Raw genomic sequence first — 20,014 nt, forward strand, 5'->3', positions numbered from 1 at the left:
GCCTTACTGCAGTGGCGCGGCGGCCGAGCGCTTGAGGGTCTCGGAGGGCAGCTCGCCGTAGCGGGCCTTGTACTCCTTGGAGAAGCGCCCCAGCTGCTGGAAGCCGCAATCCATGGCGATGCTCGAGACGCTCTCCTTGGGGGCGGCCCGCTCCAGACGCCGGCGCACATAGTCGAAGCGCAACTGGCGGAAGTAGGCGATGGGCGAGACCCCGTAGTGGGTATGGAAGTCCCGGTAGAGGCGCTCCCGGGAGACGCCGGCGGCCCGCTCCAGGTCGGCCAGCCCCAGGGGGCGATCCAGGGACTCGTGCAGCAGGGCCTCCAGCTCGCCGAGGTAGGCGGGGCGCCCCTGCTGGCGGCCCAGCAGCTCGCTGGTGTAGTTGTGGGGTTGGGTATAGAGCAGGCTGGTGATCAGCGAGTTCTCGAAGTTGCTCCATACCTCGGGGATATCGCACAGCGAGCCCTCGGCATGCAGCATCTCCTGCAGGTTGGCGACCATTTGCCACCACTCCTTCACCGTGCCGCTGAGCGGCATGCGCGGATCGAAGATCACCGGTTGCGATAGCTGGCGACGCAACAGCTGCGACAGCTTGTGTTCCAGGGCCTGGCGGGAGAGGCGCACCAGGCGTTTCTGGCACCGCTCGTCCATGCTCAGGCGCAGCGGCTGGCTGGGCGAGATAATCGCGCCCACGGTGGCATCGGAGTCAAAGACCGCGCCCTGGTACTCGATGCTCTGGGCCCCCTGCAGGGGCAGGCTGATGCTGTAGCTGTGGGTCAGGTCGGCGATACCGACGGTCACCCGGGTCGCATATTCGATGGTGCCGATGGAGACATGGCCGAGGCGGGTGCCCTGGTGGCGAAAGCTGAGCTGACGCGGCTGGGGAACCTCCAGGCGATGGGGGCCATTGACCTGGCACATCCAGCGGCAGGCCGAGTCGGGATGACGAAACTCGGCGGCGATCTGTTGTCGGGTCGGGGGTACGGTCATGGTTCCTCCTGGCCTCGCCGCGATAGTCGTTATGGTGGGGTCGCATGACCCGGGCGGTCGAGGTGTTGTCCGCATGTCGTTCTTTGGTACGTATTGCGAACCTGCGTTGTTATTCTGCCACCCCGGTCAGGCGATGGCCAATTTCCTCAAGGTATCCCCTTTGCGTGTCGAGGGGAAAACGGTGGCCCGAGTCGTCCGCTAGAGGGAGACCTGCCGCTGGCCTCGTCGTGTCTCGCTCGGGGATTCACCGAACGCCTGCCGATAGGCGAGGCTGAAGCGGCCCATATGGGTAAAGCCCCAGCTCATGGCGATATCGGTGATCGATGCCGAGCCCTGCTCCGCGAGCAGGGCCTGCCTGACCCGACGCAGGCGCACCTGGCGCAGGGTCTCCATGGGGCTCTGGTGGCGAAAGTCGCGAAAGCCGGCATAGAGGGTGCGCAGGCTGACGCCCGCCAGCGCCGCCAGCTGCGCCGGGGTCAACGGCTCCTGGGCATGGGCCTCGATGTACTCTTCGACGCGCTTGACGTGCCGCGGGGCGAGCCGCTTGTCTCCCTGGCGCAGCAGCTCGCTGTAGTTATGGGGCTGGGTGGTCAGCAGGGTGTGAATGATCAGCTGCTCGATCTGGGGCGCGATCAGCGGATCCCGATCGGCCTCCGGCGACTCCCCGAGGAGCCGGGTTACATAGGCGATGAGGTTGAACCAGCTCGGGGTGTCACGCCAGCGCAGGGCCGGGTGAAAGCTCAAGGGACGGCGCAGGGGGCGTCCCAGGAACTGGCCGCAGGCCTGCTCCAGTGCGTCGCGCTCGATACGCAGCATCAACTGATCGCAATCATCGCTCCAGTGCATCCTGAGCCGGGCCGTGGGGTTGAGCACCGAGGCCAGGCCCGCTCCCGAGGCCACTCGCTCGTCGTCGCTGTCGATCCGGGCCAGCCCCTGGAGGGGCATCTGGATCAGGTAGAAGCCCTCGAGCCGCTCCGGGTCGATGCGCACCGCGCCGCCATAGGCCAGGCGGTTATAGGAGACGCGGCCCAGGGTCACCGAATGCAGGCGGGCGGCCAGCTGACCGCCGCGGCTCAGCGGCTCCAGGCGATGTGGTTTGAAGACACTGGCGACGCTCTGCTGCGCCTCTTCCGCGGCGGTCGAGCGGAACACCAGGCGCCGATGGTCCTCCATCAGGGCTCGCTTCAGCCAGTCGGGTAGTGGCTCGTGCGTTGTCATGGGGGTCTCGCTTGTTGTTGTTATGTGCCCGCGTCAGGGACGGGCAACGTCATGCCCCTGCAGTATAAAGGGCGCTTTTCCTGATTGGCGTCGTGGAAAAGCACTTTCTGCACTCAGCGGATAGTGGTCGCACTCAGCGGATCGTGGCGTGCCCGATCCCTTGCCTAAGGTGGTGGCGTGGATTCCCGCAATGACCCGCCAACAACAACACCAGGAGGCATCGGCATGGGCACTTCCATCGAGATCAAGGCCGCGGATGGCAGCGGCAGCTTCAGCGGTTATCTGGCCATTCCGGCCTCCGGCAGCGGTCCGGGGATCGTGTTGCTGCAGGAGATCTTCGGCGTCAATGGCACCATCCGCGAGATCGCCGATTACTACGCCGAAGAGGGCTATGTGGTGCTGGCCCCGGACCTGTTCTGGCGCCAGGAAGCCGGGGTCGAGCTCGACTATACCCCGGAGGATTGGCAACGCGCCTTCGGCTTCTTTCAGGGCTTCGATCAGGATCGCGGCATCGAGGATATCGCCGCCGCCATCGCGGCCCTGCGCTCGCGTCCCGAGTGCAGCGGCCAGGTGGGGGCGCTGGGCTTCTGCCTGGGGGCACGCCTGGCCTACCTGACCGCCTGTCGCTGCGACGTGGACGTGGCCGTGGGCTACTACGGCATGGGTATCGAGCATCACCTCGATGAGGCCGCCTCGATGCGCGGCCGCCTGGTGCTGCACTTCGCCGAGCAGGACGAGTACTGCCCCGCCGCCGCCCGCCAGGATATCGAGGCGGTCCTCGGCCAGCGGGACAACGTCGAGCTTTACCTCTATCCGGGGGTCGACCACGCCTTCGCCCGGCCCCGTTCCGAACACTACCACAAGCCGTCCGCGCTGATGGCGCACCAGCGCTCGGTGGCGGCCTTCCGCCAGGCGATGGGACCCCACTACGACCTCTCGGCGCTGTGGGACAAGCACTGCGAGTACGAGTTTTCCACCCGCAACGTGGACGACACCATGGCCACTATGGTCGCCGAGCCCTATGTGAACCATATCCCGACCCTGACCGGCGGGGTGGGCTACCGGGAGCTCTATCGCTTCTACAAGCACCACTTCGTCGACAGCAACCCCGACGACACCACCCTGATTCCTTTGTCGCGGACCGTCGGCGCTACCCAGATCGTCGACGAGCTGCTGTTCTGCTTTACCCACGACCGGGAGATCGACTGGCTGTTGCCGGGGATCGCCCCCACCGGCAACTACGTGGAGATCCCCCTGGTCGCCATCGTCAAGTTCCGCGGCGACAAGCTCTATCACGAGCATATCTACTGGGATCAGGCCTCGCTGCTGGTGCAGATCGGGGTGCTCGACCCCACCGGGTTGCCGGTGGCCGGTCGCGAGACCGCCGCCAAGCTGCTCGACGAGACCCTGCCGTCCAATGCCTTGATGCCCACCTGGGCCGATAGCGCCAATCGCTGAGCCCCGGGAGGAGCCTCTCATGGAATCACTGCACAAGCGCAGCGTCATCATCACCGGCGGGGCCACCCTGATCGGCCAGGCCCTGGCCGAGGCCTTCGTGGCGGCGGGCAGCCAGGTCGCCATCCTCGATATCGATGCGGCGGCCGGGGCGGCCCTGGCCGACCGACTGGGGCCGGCGGCGCGTTTCATCGCCACCGATATCACCCGTGACGATCAGCTCCAGGCGGCGGTGGCGCGGGTCGAGGCGGAGGTCGGCGGCATCGACATCCTGGTCAACCTGGCCTGCAGCTACCTGGACGAAGGCCTGGCCTCGTCCCGGGCCGACTGGCTGACGGCCCTGGACATCAATCTGGTCAGCGCGGTCATGGCCACCAAGGCCGTGCATCCCGCCCTGCGTCGCCGCGGCGGCGGCGTGATCGTCAACTTCAGCAGCATCTCGGCCGAGGTGGCCCAGACCGGGCGCTGGCTCTACCCGGCCAGCAAGGCGGCGATGCGCCAGCTGACCCGCAGCATGGCCCTCGACCTGGCCGAGGAGGGCATCCGCGTCAACTCGGTGTCGCCGGGCTGGACCTGGTCGCGGCTGATCGAAGAGGTCAGCGGCGGCGACCGGGCGCGCACCGACCGGGTGGCGGGGGACTTCCATATGCTCGGTCGTGCCGGTGACCCGGCCGAGGTCGCCCAGGTGGTGCTCTTCCTCTGCTCCGACCGGGCCAGCTTCGTCACCGGCGCCGACTACGCCGTGGATGGCGGTTACTCGGCGCTGGGCCCGGAGCAGCGCGTCCCGGCGATCCCGCGACTCGCCGGCTGACTTCACCAAGGCCTCTGGCCATCACAACAACAACCGATGGGGAGATTCCCATGACCCGACGCATTGCTATCGTAGGGGCCGGTCAGTCCGGCCTGCAGACCGGCATCGGCCTGCTCAAGAGCGGTTACCAGGTGACCCTGCTCTCCAACCGCACCGGTGAACAGATCCGCCAGGGGCGGGTGATGTCGAGCCAGTGCATGTTCGATCAGGCCCTGCAGACCGAGCGCGACCTGGGGCTGAACTTCTGGGAGGACGAGTGCCCACCGGTGGAGGGCATCGGCATGACGGTGCCCCATCCGGAACGGGCCGGCGCCAAGCTGATCGACTGGGCCGCGCCCCTGGAGCGCTACGCCCAATCGGTGGATCAGCGCCTCAAGATGCCGGTGTGGATGGCGGAGTTCGAGCGCCTGGGGGGCGAGCTGGTGATTCGTGACGCCGGCATCGAGGAGCTGGAGGAACTGGCCGCCAGCCACGACCTGGTACTGGTGGCGGCGGGCAAGGGCGATATCGTGCGCCTCTTCGAACGCGATGCCGAGCGGTCGCGCTTCGACAAGCCCCAGCGCGCCCTGGCTCTCACCTATGTGCAGGGCATGACGCCCCGGGAGGACTTCTCCCGGGTGGCCTTCAACCTGATCCCCGGCGTCGGCGAATACTTCGTCTTCCCCTCCCTGACCCTGAACGGCCCCTGCGAGATCATGGTCTTCGAGGGAATCCCCGGCGGGCCCATGGACTGCTGGCAGGAGGTCACCACCCCCGAGCAGCACCTGGCCAAGAGCCTGGAACTGCTGCGCACCTATGCGCCCTGGGAAGCGGCGCGCTGTCAGGACGTGCAGCTCACCGACGACAACGGCATCCTCGCCGGACGCTTCCCGCCCACGGTGCGCAAGCCGGTGGCGACCCTGCCGTCGGGGCGCCAGGTGCTGGGCATCGCCGATGCCCTGGTGGTCAATGACCCGATCACCGGGCAGGGCTCCAACAACGGCGCCAAGTGCAGCCGCGTCTACCTGGACGCCATCCTGGCCCGGGGCGACGCGCCCTTCGATCGGGCCTGGATGGAGGCCACCTTCGAGACCTACTGGGGCTATGCCAAGGACGTGGTGAGCTGGACCAACAGCCTGCTGCTGCCGCCCGCCGAGCATATCCTCGAGCTGCTGGACGCCGCCCAGCACGCGCCGGAGCTCGCCGCGATGCTGGCCAACGGCTTCGATAATCCCCCCGACTACCTGCCCTGGTGGCTCGATGCCAAGGCCTGCCGTCATCTGATCAACGAGCAACTCAAGCAGGAGGCCTGATCATGACTACCCTGACCGCATCCCAGCCGGCCGTGGAGGCCGGCGCCGAGGCCCTTGACCCCCGGGCCCTGCGCCAGACCCTCGGGCATTTCGCCACCGGGGTGACCGTGGTGACCACGACGGGGGAGGGCGGTGAGCCCATCGGTATCACCGCCAACTCCTTCTCTTCACTCTCCCTGGAGCCGCCCCTGATCCTGTGGAGCCTGGGCGTGCAGTCGCCGAGCCTGGGGGCCTTCGCCGAGGGGCGTCACTTCGCGGTGAATATCCTCGGTGCCCAACAGGAGGCGCTGGCCATGCAGTTCGCCCGCCCCGCCGAGGACAAGTTCGCCGGCATCGCGGTGCAGACCAGTGTCGAGGGCGTGCCGCTGCTGGCGGATAGCCTGGCGCGCCTGGAATGCCGCGTCGAGTTCACGCGCCTGGCCGGGGATCACCTGTTGATCGTCGGGCGGGTGCTGCGCTTCGCCAGCGAGGCGGGCGAGCCGCTGCTCTTCTACCAGGGGGGCTTTCAGCGCCTCTGCGCCTGAGTGCTTCGGTCCCCTGCCAGCCCCGGGGCCGTCCGGCCTCGGGCAATAACAACAACAGCCATGAGAGTCCATCCGATGAAACACACCGCACTGCGCGGCGGCATCGCCGCACTGGCCCTGGTGGCCGCGGCCTCGGCCCAGGCCACCGAGGGCGGCGGGTCCAGCTACCCCATGGGCGCCGAAAACTTCCTGATGGGGGCCCTGCCGCCGCCGGGGGTCTATCCGCTGCTCTACGCCAACCACTATGCCGCCGATGAGTTCCGCGACGGCCAAGGGGAGCGCCTGCCCATCGACTTCCGGCTCAGGGCCAATGTGCTGGCACCGCGCCTGCTGTGGGTCACCGAGCAGACCCTGTGGGGCGGGCAACTGGCCTTCGCCGGCCTCTTTCCGCTGGTCGACCTGGATGTCACCGTCAATGGTCGGCACGACAGCGATCGGGGCCTGGGCGATATCGACCTGACCATGGCCCTGGCCTATCACCACAGCCCCCACCTGCATAGCGCCGTGGGGGTCGACCTCTTCGTGCCCACCGGCAGCTTCGATGCCGATCGCCTGGCCAATATCGGTCGCAACTACTGGACCGTCCAGGGGGTGTATGCGCTCTCCCGGGTCGATCCCGAGGGATTCAACTGGGATCTCAAGGTGATGTATGACTACAACTTCGAGAATCCCGATACCCACTACCAGTCCGGCCAGGAACTGCATGCCGACTACTCCCTGGGCTATGCGCTGCACCCCAACTGGGTCGTCGGGGTGGGGGGCTACGCCTACCGGCAGGTCACCGATGATCGCCTCAATGGCGAAGCTATCGGCAATCGCGGGCAGGCATTCGCCCTCGGCCCGTCGCTGAAATGGGATAACGGTCAGGGCGCCTTCGTGACCCTCAAGTACGAGCGGGAGTTCGCCGTCGAGCATCGTCCTCGAGGCGATTCGCTGTGGCTCAAGGCGAGCCTGCCGTTCTGATCCAAGACCTGCATACGGCCCGAAAAGGCACCGTTCGCCCCGGCGACGGTGCCTTTTTCTTTGGTCGTATGGGCTCTTTAAAGCTTTTAATTATCAGTGGCTTATATGCTCATTTCGGAGGTGGTGAAAAAGTGCATAGCGTTCCTCCAAGAACCGCATAGTGAGCCCCGGGGAAGGGCGCCTAAGGTGAGCCATACCAAAACAGCAACAAGACGGTAACGACCGATGACAGCATATCGCTCCCTCCCTGACTGGCAGGCGTTTATCGAGCAGTGCATCGATTTCCGCCCCGATGACGGCGTCTATCGCGTCTCCCGTGACATGTTCACCGATCAGGCCCTCTTCGACCTCGAGATGGAGCTGATCTTCGAGAAGCAGTGGATCTTCGCCTGCCACGAGAGCCAGATCCCCGACAACCACGACTTCATCACCATGCAGGCCGGTCGCCAGCCGATGATCATCACCCGGGATGGCAAGGGCGAGCTGCGCGCCCTGGCCAATACCTGCCAGCACCGCGGGGCCACCCTGACCCGGGTCGGCAAGGGCAACCAGTCCACCTTCACCTGCCCGTTCCACGCCTGGTGCTACAAGTCCGATGGTCGCCTGGTCAAGGTCAAGGCGCCGAGCGAATATCCCCAGGACTTCGACAAGGCCTCCCGCGGCCTGAGCCAGGCGCGTATCGAGAGCTATCGCGGCTTCGTCTTTATCAGCCTGGACACCGAGTCCACCGTCGGCCTCGAGGAGTTCCTCGGCGACACCAAGCTGTTCTTCGACATGATGGTGGAGCAGGCGCAAGACGGTGAGCTGGAGGTGCTGCCCGGCGAGTCCCGCTACACCTTCAACGCCAACTGGAAGCTGCAGAACGAGAACGGCCTGGACGGTTATCACGTCAGTACCGTCCACTACAACTACGTCTCCACCGTGCAGCATCGCCGCGAGCTGGAGGCCCAGAAGCACGGCGGCGGCGGCGATACCCTCGACTACAGCAAGCTCGGCGCCGGCGACAAGGACACCGACGATGGCTGGTTCTCCTTCACCAACGGCCACAGCCTGCTGTTCAGCGACATGCCCAACCCCCAGGTGCGTCCCGGTTACGCCGCGGTGATGCCGCGCCTGCTCGAGCAGCACCCCCGGGAGCGCGCCGAGTGGACCATGCACCGCCTGCGCAACCTGAACATCTACCCCAGCCTGTTCTTCATGGACCAGATCAGCTCCCAGCTGCGCATCGTGCGCCCGGTGGCCTGGAACAAGACCGAGGTGATCAGCCTCTGCCTGGGCGTGAAGGGCGAGTCCGACGCCGACCGCGAGAACCGCATCCGCCAGTTCGAAGACTTCTTCAACGTCTCCGGCATGGGTACCCCCGATGACCTGGTGGAGTTCCGCGAGCAGCAGCGCGGCTTCGAGGCGCGGGCCACCGAGTGGAACGACATCTCCCGGGGCCACGAGCACTGGCAGTACGCCGAGACCCACAACAGCCAGGTGCTCGGCATCCGACCGGTGATCACCGGCACCGAGTTCACCCACGAGGGCCTCTACGTCAACCAGCACGGCACCTGGCAGCGGCTGCTGCTCGAGGGCCTCGAGAAGAAAGCACTCAAGCTCCAGGAGGTGTAAGTCATGAGCCAGCAGCAAGCCATCGAGCAGTTCCTCTATCGGGTCGCCGAGTATTGCGACCACCAGGAGTGGGACGCCTACCTAGAGCAGTTCGCGCCGGAGTGCGAGTTCCATATTCCCCAGTGGAAGGGCGAACACGAGGTCACCAGCGACCCCAAGCGCGAGATGTCGCTGATGTACTACGCCGATCGCACCGGCATCGAGGATCGTATCTTCCGCCTGCGCACCGGCAAGTCCGCCGCCTCCACGCCGATGCCGCGCACCCTGCACCTGATCAATAACGTGCGCCTGGCGCCCCGGGAGGATGGCCAGGTGCAGGTCAAGGTGAACTGGGTGACCCACTTCCATCGCTTCGGCGAGAGCGGCCACTTCTTCGGCACCGCCGACTACACCCTGCGCGGCGACGGCGACGACTGGAAGATCACCCGCAAGCACACCGTGCTGCTCAACGACAAGATCGATTCCGTCCTGGATTTCTACCACGTCTGATTGCGCTGGAGGGCGAGTCATGCACAACACAGCCGCCATCGTCTTTCGGGACGGCACCACCCGCTTCGTCAAGGTCGACGCCGACGAGCTGCTGATGGACGCCGCGCAGCGCCACGGGGTCAACCTGCCGGTGGATTGCCGGGAAGGGGTCTGCGGGACCTGCCGCTGCCTGCGCGAGTCCGGCGAGGTCGAGGTCGAGTACATCGACGAGGAGGCCCTGACCGAGGAGGAGATCGCCGAGGGGCATGTGCTGGCCTGCCAGACTCGCCTGCGCTCCAGCCAGGGCTCCTTCTACTTCGATATCGACTCCAGTGTCTGCAGCGTGGCCACCGAGGTGCACGACGGCACCGTCACTGCCGTGGAGGCGGTCTCCGACGGTGCCGCCATCCTCGAGATCACCCTCGACGATCCGGCCCAGGCCCTGCCCTACCTGCCCGGCCAGTACGCGCGGATCGAGGTGCCGGGCTCCGATGAGTGGCGGGCCTACTCCTTCGCCACCGCGGCGGTCCGGGAGGGCAAGCTGCGCTTCTTGATTCGCCTGCTGCCCAGCGGGGTGATGAGCGACTACCTGCGCGATCGCGCCAAGCCGGGCGATGCCATCTCCCTGGAGGCGCCCCTGGGGGCCTTCTACCTGCGCGAGGTGCAGCGGCCGCTGCTGATGGTGGCCGGCGGTACCGGGCTCTCCGCCTTCCTCGGCATGCTCGAGGAGCTGGCCGACAAGGGCGAGTGCACCCAGCCGATTCGCCTCGCCTATGGGGTGACCCAGGAGCAGGACCTGAGCGAGCTCGATCGCCTGGAGGCCTTTACCCGCAGCCTGCCCGATTTCGCCTTCGACACCGTGGTGATGAACCCCTCGGAGGCCTGGCAGGGCAACAAGGGGGTGGTCTGCGATCTCTTCGACCTCGACTTCCTGGCCCGGCCCTTCGACGCCTACCTGTGCGGGCCGCCGCCGATGATCGAGGCCACCAAGCAATGGCTCGAGGCGCATGAGGTGGGCGAGCACCGGGTGTTCTTCGAGAAATTCGTTTCCAGTTGAGGCCTTGGCCTGCCAAGGCCTCGTCACCGGCCCCGGGTGGCCAGCTCCGTCCCAAGAATGACAACGAGAGATTCGACCATGACCGTAAAGATTTTCGACAGCGCCGAAGTCCAGAGCTTCCTCAGCAAGGTGGCCGGTTTCGACCAGGCCGGCGGCAGCGAGCGCGCCAAGCAGATCCTGCATCGCCTGCTCGGCGATGTGTACCAGCTGATCGACGACTATGACGTCACTCCGGAGGAGTTCTGGTCGGCGGTGAGCCTGATGAACGAGCTCGGCAAGGAGACCCAGTTCGGCCTGCTGGCCCCGGGCCTGGGCTTCGATCATTACCTGGACATGCGCATGGATGCCGCCGATGCCCAGGCCGGCCTGACCGGTGGCACCCCGCGCACCATCGAGGGGCCCCTCTACGTGGCCGGCGCGCCGGTCTGCGAAGTCGAGGCCCGCCTGGATGACGGCAGCGATACCGACAGCGAGGTGATGTGGTTGACCGGCCAGGTGCGCGACACCCAGGGCAATCCCATCCCCCATGCCCAGGTCGAGGTGTGGCACGCCAACGCCAAGGGCGGTTACTCCTTCTTCGACCCGTCGCAGTCCGAGTACCACCTGCGCCGCACCATCATCGCCGACGCCGAGGGGCGTTATCACGCCCGCAGCATCATCCCCTCAGGTTACGGCGTGCCCGCGGGCAGTCCCACCGATCGGGTGCTCGCCGCCCTGGGGCGCCATGGCCAGCGTCCGGCGCATATTCACTTCTTTATCTCGGCGCCGGGTCATCGTCATCTGACTACCCAGATCAACCTGGCCGGTGATGAATACACCTGGGACGACTTCGCCTTCGCCACCCGCGAGGAGCTGGTGGTGGATGCCAAACGCATCGAAGACCCCAGCGAAGCCGAGCTGCGCGGTCTCAGCGGTCCCTTCACCGAGGTGATCTTCGACGTGGAGCTGGCCAGGACCGAGGATCCCGAGCAGCAGGCCCGCCACAAGCGCCCGCGCGCCCTCGAAGACGCCTGATGGTTGCCCCGCCCCCACGCCGGGGGCGGGGCATCTCGCTCTCCACAACAACACAAGAGAGGCCCCCATGACACCCATCAAGACCCTGTTGAGCAGCGCCGTGGCGGTTACCCTGGCCTTCGCTGCCACCACCGCCCAGGCCCGCGACTTCCGCCTGGGGCTGATCACCCCGCCCCAGCACCTCTGGTCCACCGAGGCCGTGGCCTTCGCCGAGAGCCTGAATGAGCGCTCCGGCGGCGAGCATACCGTCAGCGTCTTCCCGGCCCAGCAACTCGGCAACGAGGCGCAGATGGTCCAGCAGCTGCAGACCGGCGCCCTGGACATGGCCTTCTTGACCATCGCCGAGATCTCCAACCGGATTCCCGACTTCGGCGCCCTCTATGCGCCTTACCTGGTCGATGACGTGGATCATGCCGCGGCCCTGCTGCGTTCCGAGGCCGCCGGCGAGCTGCTCGACCTGATGCCCCAGGGCGTGGGCCTGATCGGCGTCGGCTACGGCATGGTGGGCATGCGCCAGGTGCTCTCCCGGGATCCCATCGAGAGCCAGGACGACATGCGCGGCAAGCGGTTGCGCATCACTCCCTTCGAGCCGATCCGCGACTTCTATACCGCCACCGGGGCGGCCCCGGCGCCGCTGCCGCTGCTCGAGGTCTATGACGCCCTGGCCAACGGTCAGGTGGATGCCATCGACATGGATTTCGATTCGATCCTGATCCTCAAGTTTCACGAGCAGGCACCTAACTTGTTGATCTCCAACCATATGATGTTCCCCATGGTGGGGGTGGTCTCGGGACGGGTATGGCGGGAGCTCTCCGCCGAGGATCGCGAACTGATCGAGTCCACCATGGCCGAGCACCTGGAGAATGTGCTGAGTGGCTTCCAGGCCATGGACGCCGCCCAGGAGGCGCAGATCCGCGAGCTGGGCCTCAATATCGTCGAGGCCGATGCCGAGTTCTTCAGCGATGCCATCGCCGAGTGGGAAGCCACCTGGGCCGACAAGGCGCCGAGGCTGGAGCTGCTTCGCGAGGAAGCCGACCGCCTACGTGAGTGAGGGGTGACGTCATGTTGTCACGACTTTCCGACCGACTGGCCAGGGGAGAAGAGATCGCCGCCGCCGCCCTGGCGGCGGCGGTGACCCTGCTGATCCTGGTCAATGTGGCCTTCCGCGCCGCCGGCAGCCCCATCTACTGGATCAGCGAGCTGGCCATCTACGCCATGATCTGGATGACCCTGCTGATCGCCAGCGCGGTCTTCAAGCGGCGTCAGGGGATCGCCGTGACCCTGTTCACCGACCTCTTGCCGTCATCCCTGCAGCGCCTGGTCGGCCTCTTCGTCGACCTCATGGTGGCGGGCTTCGCGCTGGTGCTTCTGGTGCTCTGCTGGCGCTGGTATCAACCGCTCACCCTGTGGCAGGCCGGCTTCGATGTGCAGGCCTTCCAGGGCCAGACCTTCAACTTCATCTATGCCGAGACCACCTCGACCCTGGGCATCAAGAAGTTCTGGGTGTGGCTGATCCTGCCCTGGTTCGCCGCCTCCCTGCTGCTGCATGGCCTGGTCAACGTCGGCCAGGCCCTGCGTGGCCCGGGTCGGCGGGCATCCCATTCCACTCGAGAGGAGCTGGCCCGATGACCGTCGCCGTCTTTGCCGTGCTGCTGCTGGGGGCCGTACCCATCGCCCTGGTGCTGGCGCTTACCGCCCTGTTCTATATCCAGGTCTCGGGCAATAGCGTGCTCTTCGAGTCCTATCCCCAGCAGCTCTTCGGGGCCATCGAGAGCTATGGCCTCCTGGCCATTCCGCTCTTTATGCTGGCCGGGGAGCTGATGAACGAGGGGGGCGTGACCCGCCGCCTGATCGACCTGGCGCGGCTGCTGGTGGGCGGCTTCCGGGGCGGCCTGGCCTATATCAACCTGGTCGCCAACATGATGATGGCGGCGATCATCGGGTCGGCGGCCTCGCAGATCGCCATCATGTCCCGGGCCATGGTGCCGGCCATGGAGCAAGAGGGCTATGACAAGCCCTACAGCGCCGCCATCACCGCCGCCGGCGGCCTGCTCTCGCCGATCATTCCGCCGTCGATGCTCTTCGTGCTGTTCGGGGTGATGGCCCAGGTGCCCATCGCCGACATGTTTATCGCCGGCATCCTCCCGGGGCTGCTGCTGGGCGGCACCTTCTTCCTGGCCATCGCCGTGGTGGGGTTGGTGCAGCAGTACCCCAAGGGCGAGTGGCCGAGTCGCCACCAGGCGATGGAGGCCCTGAAGATGGGGCTGCCGGCCCTGTCGATTCCGCTGATCATCATCGGCGGCATCCTGCTCGGCCTGGCCACGCCCACCGAGTCGGCGGCGCTGGCGTCGCTCGCGGCCCTGCTGCTGGGACGCTATCTCTATCGCGACCTGAAGTTCGTCATGCTGCCCGAGGTCCTCAAGCGCACCGCCATCAACGCCGGCCTGGTGATCATGCTGATCGCCGCCGCCGGGGTGTTCGGCTGGGTGATCGTCTATGAGCAGCTGCCGCAGATGGCCGCCGCCTGGATCGCCGCCCTGACCACCGATCCCTTCGTCTTCCTGCTGCTGCTGGTGGGGGTGCTGCTGCTGGTGGGGATGATCGTCGACGGCATCGCCGCGCTGATCCTGGTGGTGCCGATCCTGCTGCCGATCGCCACCCAGCAGTTCGATATCACCCCCTACCAGTTCGGCGTGGTGGTCTGCCTGACCCTGGTGCTGGGGCTGCTGACGCCGCCGGTGGGGGCGGGGCTCTTTATCGCCTCGTCGATGACCGGGGTGCCGCCGCTGCGGATCTTCCGGGCGCTGCTGCCCTTCCTGCTGGCCAGCCTGGCGACCCTGGTGCTGCTGGCCTGGCAGCCCTGGCTGACCCTGGCGCTGCTCTAGGACCGGGTGTCGCCGGCGTTGAGGGCGCCCCCTGGCCCGCCACCCGGGATGGGCGCACCATGGAGTGATCCACCACGAAACGAGGAGGGGACGATGAACAAGTCGCAGCGGGACCGCACCTCGGTGAGCCTGGATGATGAAGGCGTGCACTGGGATCAGGAGATGAGCTATGGCCAGTATCTGGCCCTGGAGCCGCTGCTGGCCTGCCAGACGCCGCTGACCGACGAGCATGACGAGATGCTGTTTATCGTCATTCACCAGGTCTCCGAGCTGTGGCTCAAGCAGTGTCTTCATGAGGCCCATGCCGCGGCGGCGCATATTGCCGCCGACAAACTGAGGCCCGCCTTCAAGATGCTGACCCGGGTAGCACGCATCCAGGAGCAGATGATCCAGGCCTGGGAGGTGCTGGTCACCCTGACCCCGGCGGACTATGCGCGCTTTCGCGATAGCCTGGGGCAGAGCTCCGGTTTCCAGTCCTACCAGTATCGCGAGCTGGAGTTCCTGCTGGGGAACAAGCACCCCGGCCTGGTGGAGGTGCATCGCGGCCACCCCGAACATTACCGGCGCCTCACCGAGGTGCTCGAGGCGCCCAGTCTCTACGACACCTGCTTGCAGTTACTGGCCCGGCGCGGCTTCGCCCTACCGGCCGAGGTGCGGGATCGCGACTGGCGCGAGCCCTATGCCGCGTCTCCCGAGGTGGAAGCGGCCTGGGCCGAGGTCTATGGCGACACCGAGCGCCACTGGGACCTCTACGAGCTGGCCGAGAAGCTGGTGGACACCGAATACCATTTCCAGCAATGGCGCTTCAGCCATATGAAGACGGTGGAGCGGATCATCGGCCACAAGTCCGGCACCGGCGGCACCAGCGGCGTCGGTTATCTCTCCAAGGCCCTGGAGCTGACCTTCTTCCCCGAGCTGTGGTCGGTGCGTACCCGGATGTGATCACGCGGGACCCCATGGGTGTCGGGTCCCGCGTGATTGACCACCCGCTTGGTAAATAGCTCAGGCCGCCTGGCCTGGCACTCCTTCATCGCTGCAATCGGTGGTTGATGGTGCAACGCCTTCTGGGGGATGTGGTGACTGTACAGCCAAGCGTAGCACTTGAGCGTCTGCTCCAGGTCCTCGCCTGAGGTATAGCGCTGGGTCTCCGACACGTCGCTGAGGCGGCCGTTGAACCGCTCCACCATACCGCTTGTCTGTGGCCTTCCCGGCTTGATCAGGCGATGTTCGATACCACGGGCCCGGCACTCCTGGTTGAAGGGGGGCAGCCGCTGGGATTGCGCTCACCTGCCCATGTGAAGCGATCGCTAAGCGACTTGCCGTTGTCAGTGAGTACCGTCTGGATCGTGAAGGAAGCCTTCGCCTCCACGCGCTTCATGAACGCCTTGCCATCCTTGGCGGACTGGCGACGCCTGACCTTCCAATAGACCCAGCCTGTGGCACGGCCGATGGCGACGTACAGGTAGCGCTTCTGCTCCTCGTCGGGCATCTGAGGCAGATGCTTGATATCTATGGCTCCCGGATGAATTGCTGTAGAAGGCGTCTGGCTGCCAGCGGAGGATAATTTCCATAGGCGAGCTGATCATCCGAGACCCTACAGCTGCTCATTTCTTGACAGCTTCAGCCAGGGCGTCTAAAAATCTATTTATGCGTATAAATATAATAATTGATTGAGCGCCACTCCGAAGCCCTCCACCCTGCATCGCAGCGGTGACCACTAACCCCCAACCAATCAGAATAAGGGGCCTTGACCAATGCGTAACCTACCCATAGCGAAGCTTTACCTCTATGCCGGGATCCTACTCGGCTTCGTGATGTTGGAAAGCCCACTCATCATGACCGCCAACCAGATAGAACCCATGGTCATGGGGGTGCCGTTCTTCTTCATCTGGAATCTGGGATGGTGGGCCTTCCTAACCAGCCTGTTCCTGGTGGCCTACCTCACCAACTGGGGCAGTCGTACCGCTCCGGCCACCCAGCACATCCGTTGAGGAGGAGACCATCATGACCGGAAGCATTCTGATCATCGCGGCGTTCATGATCATCCCGCTACTCGTGGGAGTCGTGTCATCCAAGCAGTCACAGGCCACCAGCGAGGATTTCTTCGTTCAGGGGCGGGCCATGGGCAGCATCGCCGTTTTCTTCACTGTAGCGGCCACCTGGTGGAGTGCCTTTGCCTTCTTGGGCTCCAATGCCACCTTCTACAGCAGCGGGCCCGTGTACCTGACCGCCCTGGCCTGGAACCTGCTATTCGGCCTCATGTACTACTGGATCGGCAAGCGCGTCTGGTTCCTCGGCAAGCGCTTCAACTATCTCACGCCCTCTGACCTGATGGGGGACTTCTATAACCATGAAGGGCTACGCATCCTGGTGGCACTGATCACCCTGGTATTCACCGTGCCCTACCTGCAGATCCAGCTAACCGGCGGCGCCTACTTGATCGAGGTGGCATCTGGCGGTCTGATCCCTTTCTGGTTAGCGGCGCTGCTCTTCTACTTCATCATTATCATCTACGTCTGGATCGGCGGCATTCGCGCCATCGCCTGGACCGATGTGATCTATGGAGCCTTGCTGTTCTTCGGCATGATGTACGCCGGCTACTACATCTCCAGCCAAGTAGGTGGTCCAGCAGCCCTTTTTGAACAGCTCCGTCAAAGCTCGCCGGCACACCTCACAATGCCCGGGCCGAACGGCAACATGGGCTACAGCATGTGGTTCTCACTGTTCATCATCACCGCCATTGGCGCCTTCATGGGCCCTCAGATCTGGCTGCGCATGTACTCGGTCAAGAGCGGCCGCCTGTTTAACTTGATGCCGTTCCTACTGGGGATCGCCGCCTTCGCCTACATTGGCTCTGTGCTGACCGGTTACACCGGCGTGCTGCTGGAACCAGGACTGGAGTCTCCCGATCGTATCCTGCCGGTCATGCTGATGAACTATGCCCCCTTCCTGCTCGCCTCATTGATCATGGCAGCCGGTGCGGCAGCGGCGATGTCCACGGCCAACTCGCAGATTCACGCCGTATCGACCGTAGTCACCATGGATATCTATAAGCGCTATGTGAAGCCCGATGCCGATCAAGCACGTATCGTCGGGGTCGGTCGCATCTCCCTGGTGGTGTTCTCACTGGCCGCTTACATCATGGCGCTGACCGTGCCGGGCGTGCTCGTCACCATCGGTATCGCCGCCCTCGCCGGTACGGCTCAGCTGGTGGTTCCCACAATCGGCGCCATCACCTGGCGTCGTGCCCATCCCACCGCGGCAGTCTGGGGTCTGCTTGGAGGTGTCGGCTGCGTACTGCTGCTGACCTTCGGCCCGTTCAGCGCCCCCTTCGGCTTCCATGCCGGTATCTGGGGCCTCCTGGTCAATTCCGGCCTATTCGTTGGCCTCAGCCTGGCTCTTGTTCGCCATGACCATGACGTCGTGGAGCGCTTTGCCAGCGCCCGACAGGACTATGATGCCGAATACCACCCGGAGCGCCTCGGCGACGGATCTCGCCAGGGTTCCGAAACCCTCTCCCCCCGTTAATCCATAGCCACGCGGGGCCGACCCGGCCCCGCTCAAGGAGACATATACATGGCCAACTCCCCTCCCCTACGCCGGCGGCAAAAGCTCGCCGAGCTGATCAGCGAAGATATCAAGCGCTGGATTGCCACCGAGGGACTCACAGAGGGTGACCGGCTGCCTAATGAAAAGACCCTGATGGAGCTTTATGAGTGCGCCAAGGGGACCGTCCGCGAGGCCCTGAAAATCCTCGAAGTCGAAGGCTTGATTACCCTTAAGACTGGCCCAGGCGGTGGCGCCATTCTCCATCCCCCCAGCATGGAGCCAGCCAGTCGCATGCTGAGAAACTTTCTCCACTTCCGCTCGCTGGACGGCCAACAGGTGTACCAGTTGAGGCGCTTGCTCGAGGTGGAGCTGGCAGTTTCGGTGGTTGGGCACCTCAGTGACGACATGCTGGAGAAGCTCGAAGCAAATATCGCCTCTTGTGAGTGCTGCCACCCCGACGATGAGGATCAGCGGCGTCAGCGCTTCCTGGAGCTCGAGTTTCACAACCTCTTGGCCCGCGCTTGTCCTAACTCCCTGCTGGCCTTCATGTGCCGATTCCTCAATGACTTGCTACGAGACCTGGTCGTCGTAAAGAAGGCCTATATCCCGGAACGCAAACAGTTCGATGAAGCCAACCACCGCTACCATCGCGAGCTGCTCGAGGCCTACCGCGCCGAGGATGCCGAACGTGTCCGACAACTAATGGATGAGCACATGCGTGATGCCGAAACCCATATGTCAGCACTCGAGGCGGAAATGGCCGGCCAGATGCTGATCTCACAGGAAGCGCTGAGCGAGCTCGACCAGGCTTCGCCACTACTACGCCTGGTTAATCAGAATCGCTAGTCACGACGACATTCCGCCCTGACAACGATAAGGATAAAAGAGGATACTCATGACACTCATGGATACAGCCCGCTCCATCACCGATCTGCGAACCGATCGAGAGCGCCTTTGGCAAGCCTTGATGGACATGGCCAAGATCGGTGCCACGCCCAAGGGGGGGGTCAACCGACAGGCCTTCACCGAGCTCGATCGCCAGTCACGTGAGCTATTTATCGAGTGGTGCCGCGCCGAAGGCTGCTCGATCCGGATCGATGCCATCGGCAATGTGTTCGCCCGACGCCCGGGCCAGGATGCTAACGGCCCATCGGTGATGACCGGAAGCCATCTCGATAGCCAGCCTACTGGCGGCAAGTATGACGGGGTCTATGGGGTACTGGCAGGACTAGAGGTCATTCGCACCCTAAATCAGCACGACATCAAGACGCGTGCCCCCATCGAGGTGGTGGTCTGGAGCAATGAAGAGGGGTGCCGGTTTGCACCGTGCATGATGGGCTCAGGCGTCTTTACCGGGCAGCTGGCACTGGACGATATGCTAGCCCGTACCGACAGCGATGGCATCACTGCCGGCGAGGCATTGTCATCTATCGGTCATCGCGGCAGCGATGTGGTCAACCCCAGTCATATCAAGGCGTTCTATGAGTGCCATATCGAGCAGGGCCCTATCCTCGAGGACACCGGGAACACCATCGGCGTGGTCATGGGGGCCCTCGGTCAGAAGTGGTTTGATCTGACCCTGACCGGCCTAGAGTCGCATGCCGGACCGACGCCCATGCCCCTGCGGCGCGATGCACTGCTGGGTGCCTCGGAGATCACCCTCGCGGTCAATCGCATCGCCAATGCCTACCCTCCCCATGGCCGGGGCACGGTAGGAATGCTGCAGCTACACCCTGGTTCACGCAACGTCATTCCTGGACAGGTACGGATGACCATTGATCTGCGTCATTTTGATCACGACACCCTCGAGAAGATGGCGCAAGAACTCAGCCAAGTGGTCGTGGAAGTGAGCGAGCGTCATGGCCTGCAAGCCGAGCTCACACCAACTGCCGACTTCGCACCGGAGCACTTCGACGACAACTGCGTCGATGCGGTCCGCCGTGCTGCTCATAGCCTCGGCTACTCACACCTGGATATTGTCAGTGGCGCCGGCCATGACGCCATCTTCCTAGGTCGTGTCACCCGAGCCGGGATGATCTTCGTGCCCTGTGAGAACGGCATCAGCCACAACGAAATTGAAGGCGCCGATCCCAACGACTTACACCAGGGATGCAATATCTTGCTTCACGCCATGCTGGAACAAGCAGGCCTAGCTGATGACGTCGAGGAGTGAGACG

General features: G+C 64.7%; 19 protein-coding genes and 1 pseudogene. 17 read left to right on the forward strand and 3 right to left on the reverse strand.

What is annotated here, in order from left to right; genetic code table 11:
- Nucleotides 1-3: 3 nt before the first annotated feature.
- Both NFU04_RS05400 and NFU04_RS05405 read right to left on the reverse strand, forming a co-directional pair.
- Nucleotides 4-987, reverse strand: coding sequence for an AraC family transcriptional regulator (locus tag NFU04_RS05400; RefSeq protein WP_251308483.1), 984 nt, complete (start codon nucleotides 985-987; stop codon nucleotides 4-6).
- A gap of 198 nt (nucleotides 988-1,185) precedes the next feature.
- A complete protein-coding gene (locus tag NFU04_RS05405; protein WP_251308484.1) occupies nucleotides 1,186-2,205 on the reverse strand; it encodes an AraC family transcriptional regulator in 1,020 nt (339 codons plus the stop codon).
- Between the two features lie 225 nt (nucleotides 2,206-2,430).
- Here NFU04_RS05405 and NFU04_RS05410 point away from each other — a divergent pair, with 225 nt between their 5' ends.
- The 13 genes from NFU04_RS05410 (at nucleotide 2,431) to kynA (ending at nucleotide 15,230) form a co-directional block, all read left to right on the forward strand.
- Entirely contained in the window at nucleotides 2,431-3,663 is a 1,233-nt protein-coding gene (locus tag NFU04_RS05410; RefSeq protein WP_251308485.1) for a dienelactone hydrolase family protein, read from the forward strand.
- 19 nt (nucleotides 3,664-3,682) lie between these two features.
- Nucleotides 3,683-4,471: an SDR family oxidoreductase gene (locus tag NFU04_RS05415; protein ID WP_251308486.1), complete on the forward strand. Its 789-nt coding sequence runs from the start codon at nucleotides 3,683-3,685 to the stop codon at nucleotides 4,469-4,471.
- 50 nt (nucleotides 4,472-4,521) lie between these two features.
- Entirely contained in the window at nucleotides 4,522-5,763 is a 1,242-nt protein-coding gene (locus NFU04_RS05420) for a styrene monooxygenase/indole monooxygenase family protein (protein ID WP_251308487.1), read from the forward strand.
- 2 nt (nucleotides 5,764-5,765) lie between these two features.
- Entirely contained in the window at nucleotides 5,766-6,287 is a 522-nt protein-coding gene (locus NFU04_RS05425; RefSeq protein ID WP_251308488.1) for a flavin reductase family protein, read from the forward strand.
- A gap of 75 nt (nucleotides 6,288-6,362) precedes the next feature.
- On the forward strand, nucleotides 6,363-7,250 hold the full coding sequence (locus NFU04_RS05430) for a SphA family protein (protein ID WP_251308489.1): 888 nt from the start codon (nucleotides 6,363-6,365) through the stop codon (nucleotides 7,248-7,250).
- Between the two features lie 225 nt (nucleotides 7,251-7,475).
- Nucleotides 7,476-8,864, forward strand: a complete 1,389-nt coding sequence (gene antA, locus NFU04_RS05435; protein ID WP_251308490.1) for an anthranilate 1,2-dioxygenase large subunit — start codon at nucleotides 7,476-7,478, stop codon at nucleotides 8,862-8,864.
- Between the two features lie 3 nt (nucleotides 8,865-8,867).
- Nucleotides 8,868-9,353: an anthranilate 1,2-dioxygenase small subunit gene (gene antB / locus NFU04_RS05440; RefSeq protein WP_251308491.1), complete on the forward strand. Its 486-nt coding sequence runs from the start codon at nucleotides 8,868-8,870 to the stop codon at nucleotides 9,351-9,353.
- A gap of 19 nt (nucleotides 9,354-9,372) precedes the next feature.
- Nucleotides 9,373-10,389, forward strand: coding sequence for an anthranilate 1,2-dioxygenase electron transfer component AntC (gene antC / locus NFU04_RS05445; RefSeq protein WP_251308492.1), 1,017 nt, complete (start codon nucleotides 9,373-9,375; stop codon nucleotides 10,387-10,389).
- A 78-nt stretch (nucleotides 10,390-10,467) separates the two neighbouring features.
- Complete coding sequence (gene catA / locus NFU04_RS05450) at nucleotides 10,468-11,403, forward strand: catechol 1,2-dioxygenase (RefSeq protein ID WP_251308493.1); 936 nt, start codon at nucleotides 10,468-10,470, stop codon at nucleotides 11,401-11,403.
- Between the two features lie 67 nt (nucleotides 11,404-11,470).
- A complete protein-coding gene (locus tag NFU04_RS05455; protein ID WP_251308494.1) occupies nucleotides 11,471-12,454 on the forward strand; it encodes a TRAP transporter substrate-binding protein in 984 nt (327 codons plus the stop codon).
- Between the two features lie 11 nt (nucleotides 12,455-12,465).
- Complete coding sequence (locus NFU04_RS05460; RefSeq protein WP_251308495.1) at nucleotides 12,466-13,032, forward strand: TRAP transporter small permease; 567 nt, start codon at nucleotides 12,466-12,468, stop codon at nucleotides 13,030-13,032.
- On the forward strand, nucleotides 13,029-14,288 hold the full coding sequence (locus NFU04_RS05465) for a TRAP transporter large permease (RefSeq protein ID WP_251308496.1): 1,260 nt from the start codon (nucleotides 13,029-13,031) through the stop codon (nucleotides 14,286-14,288). Before NFU04_RS05460 ends, NFU04_RS05465 begins: the two co-directional genes overlap by 4 nt.
- Nucleotides 14,289-14,381: 93 nt before the next feature.
- Nucleotides 14,382-15,230 (forward strand): tryptophan 2,3-dioxygenase, encoded by an 849-nt coding sequence (kynA, locus tag NFU04_RS05470; protein ID WP_251308497.1) that lies wholly within the window; start codon nucleotides 14,382-14,384, stop codon nucleotides 15,228-15,230.
- Between the two features lie 17 nt (nucleotides 15,231-15,247).
- Here kynA and NFU04_RS05475 read toward each other — a convergent pair.
- Nucleotides 15,248-15,801, reverse strand: a pseudogene (locus NFU04_RS05475) (integrase core domain-containing protein); the annotation flags it as partial.
- Nucleotides 15,802-16,042: 241 nt separating this feature from the next.
- On the opposite strand from NFU04_RS05475, the gene NFU04_RS05480 reads away from it, so the two are divergent.
- The 4 genes from NFU04_RS05480 to NFU04_RS05495 are packed head-to-tail and all read left to right on the forward strand — an operon-like array spanning nucleotide 16,043 to nucleotide 20,010.
- Nucleotides 16,043-16,279, forward strand: coding sequence for a hypothetical protein (locus NFU04_RS05480; protein WP_251308498.1), 237 nt, complete (start codon nucleotides 16,043-16,045; stop codon nucleotides 16,277-16,279).
- Between the two features lie 13 nt (nucleotides 16,280-16,292).
- Entirely contained in the window at nucleotides 16,293-17,816 is a 1,524-nt protein-coding gene (locus NFU04_RS05485; RefSeq protein ID WP_251308499.1) for a sodium:solute symporter family protein, read from the forward strand.
- 48 nt (nucleotides 17,817-17,864) lie between these two features.
- Complete coding sequence (locus NFU04_RS05490) at nucleotides 17,865-18,683, forward strand: FadR/GntR family transcriptional regulator (RefSeq protein ID WP_251308500.1); 819 nt, start codon at nucleotides 17,865-17,867, stop codon at nucleotides 18,681-18,683.
- Nucleotides 18,684-18,732: 49 nt separating this feature from the next.
- Nucleotides 18,733-20,010, forward strand: coding sequence for a Zn-dependent hydrolase (locus NFU04_RS05495; RefSeq protein WP_459382067.1), 1,278 nt, complete (start codon nucleotides 18,733-18,735; stop codon nucleotides 20,008-20,010).
- Nucleotides 20,011-20,014 lie beyond the last annotated feature (4 nt).

The sequence above is a fragment of the Halomonas sp. NCCP-2165 genome (genome assembly GCF_023708045.1).
Lineage (GTDB): Bacteria > Pseudomonadota > Gammaproteobacteria > Pseudomonadales > Halomonadaceae > Bisbaumannia > Bisbaumannia pacifica.

Excerpts from the sequence above, each read along its gene's own strand:
- NFU04_RS05420 (WP_251308487.1), top strand. The coding sequence starts at position 4,522 with ATGACCCGACGCATTGCTATCGTAGGGGCCGGTCAGTCCGGCCTGCAG.
- NFU04_RS05455 (WP_251308494.1), top strand. The coding sequence starts at position 11,471 with ATGACACCCATCAAGACCCTGTTGAGCAGCGCCGTGGCGGTTACCCTG.
- NFU04_RS05480 (WP_251308498.1), top strand. The coding sequence starts at position 16,043 with ATGCGTAACCTACCCATAGCGAAGCTTTACCTCTATGCCGGGATCCTA.
- NFU04_RS05490 (WP_251308500.1), top strand. The coding sequence starts at position 17,865 with ATGGCCAACTCCCCTCCCCTACGCCGGCGGCAAAAGCTCGCCGAGCTG.
- NFU04_RS05495 (WP_459382067.1), top strand. The coding sequence starts at position 18,733 with ATGACACTCATGGATACAGCCCGCTCCATCACCGATCTGCGAACCGAT.
- kynA (WP_251308497.1), top strand. The coding sequence starts at position 14,382 with ATGAACAAGTCGCAGCGGGACCGCACCTCGGTGAGCCTGGATGATGAA.
- antC (WP_251308492.1), top strand. The coding sequence starts at position 9,373 with ATGCACAACACAGCCGCCATCGTCTTTCGGGACGGCACCACCCGCTTC.
- NFU04_RS05410 (WP_251308485.1), top strand. The coding sequence starts at position 2,431 with ATGGGCACTTCCATCGAGATCAAGGCCGCGGATGGCAGCGGCAGCTTC.
- antA (WP_251308490.1), top strand. The coding sequence starts at position 7,476 with ATGACAGCATATCGCTCCCTCCCTGACTGGCAGGCGTTTATCGAGCAG.
- NFU04_RS05400 (WP_251308483.1), bottom strand. The coding sequence starts at position 987 with ATGACCGTACCCCCGACCCGACAACAGATCGCCGCCGAGTTTCGTCAT.
- antB (WP_251308491.1), top strand. The coding sequence starts at position 8,868 with ATGAGCCAGCAGCAAGCCATCGAGCAGTTCCTCTATCGGGTCGCCGAG.
- NFU04_RS05405 (WP_251308484.1), bottom strand. The coding sequence starts at position 2,205 with ATGACAACGCACGAGCCACTACCCGACTGGCTGAAGCGAGCCCTGATG.
- NFU04_RS05425 (WP_251308488.1), top strand. The coding sequence starts at position 5,766 with ATGACTACCCTGACCGCATCCCAGCCGGCCGTGGAGGCCGGCGCCGAG.
- NFU04_RS05460 (WP_251308495.1), top strand. The coding sequence starts at position 12,466 with ATGTTGTCACGACTTTCCGACCGACTGGCCAGGGGAGAAGAGATCGCC.
- NFU04_RS05415 (WP_251308486.1), top strand. The coding sequence starts at position 3,683 with ATGGAATCACTGCACAAGCGCAGCGTCATCATCACCGGCGGGGCCACC.
- NFU04_RS05430 (WP_251308489.1), top strand. The coding sequence starts at position 6,363 with ATGAAACACACCGCACTGCGCGGCGGCATCGCCGCACTGGCCCTGGTG.
- NFU04_RS05465 (WP_251308496.1), top strand. The coding sequence starts at position 13,029 with ATGACCGTCGCCGTCTTTGCCGTGCTGCTGCTGGGGGCCGTACCCATC.
- NFU04_RS05485 (WP_251308499.1), top strand. The coding sequence starts at position 16,293 with ATGACCGGAAGCATTCTGATCATCGCGGCGTTCATGATCATCCCGCTA.
- catA (WP_251308493.1), top strand. The coding sequence starts at position 10,468 with ATGACCGTAAAGATTTTCGACAGCGCCGAAGTCCAGAGCTTCCTCAGC.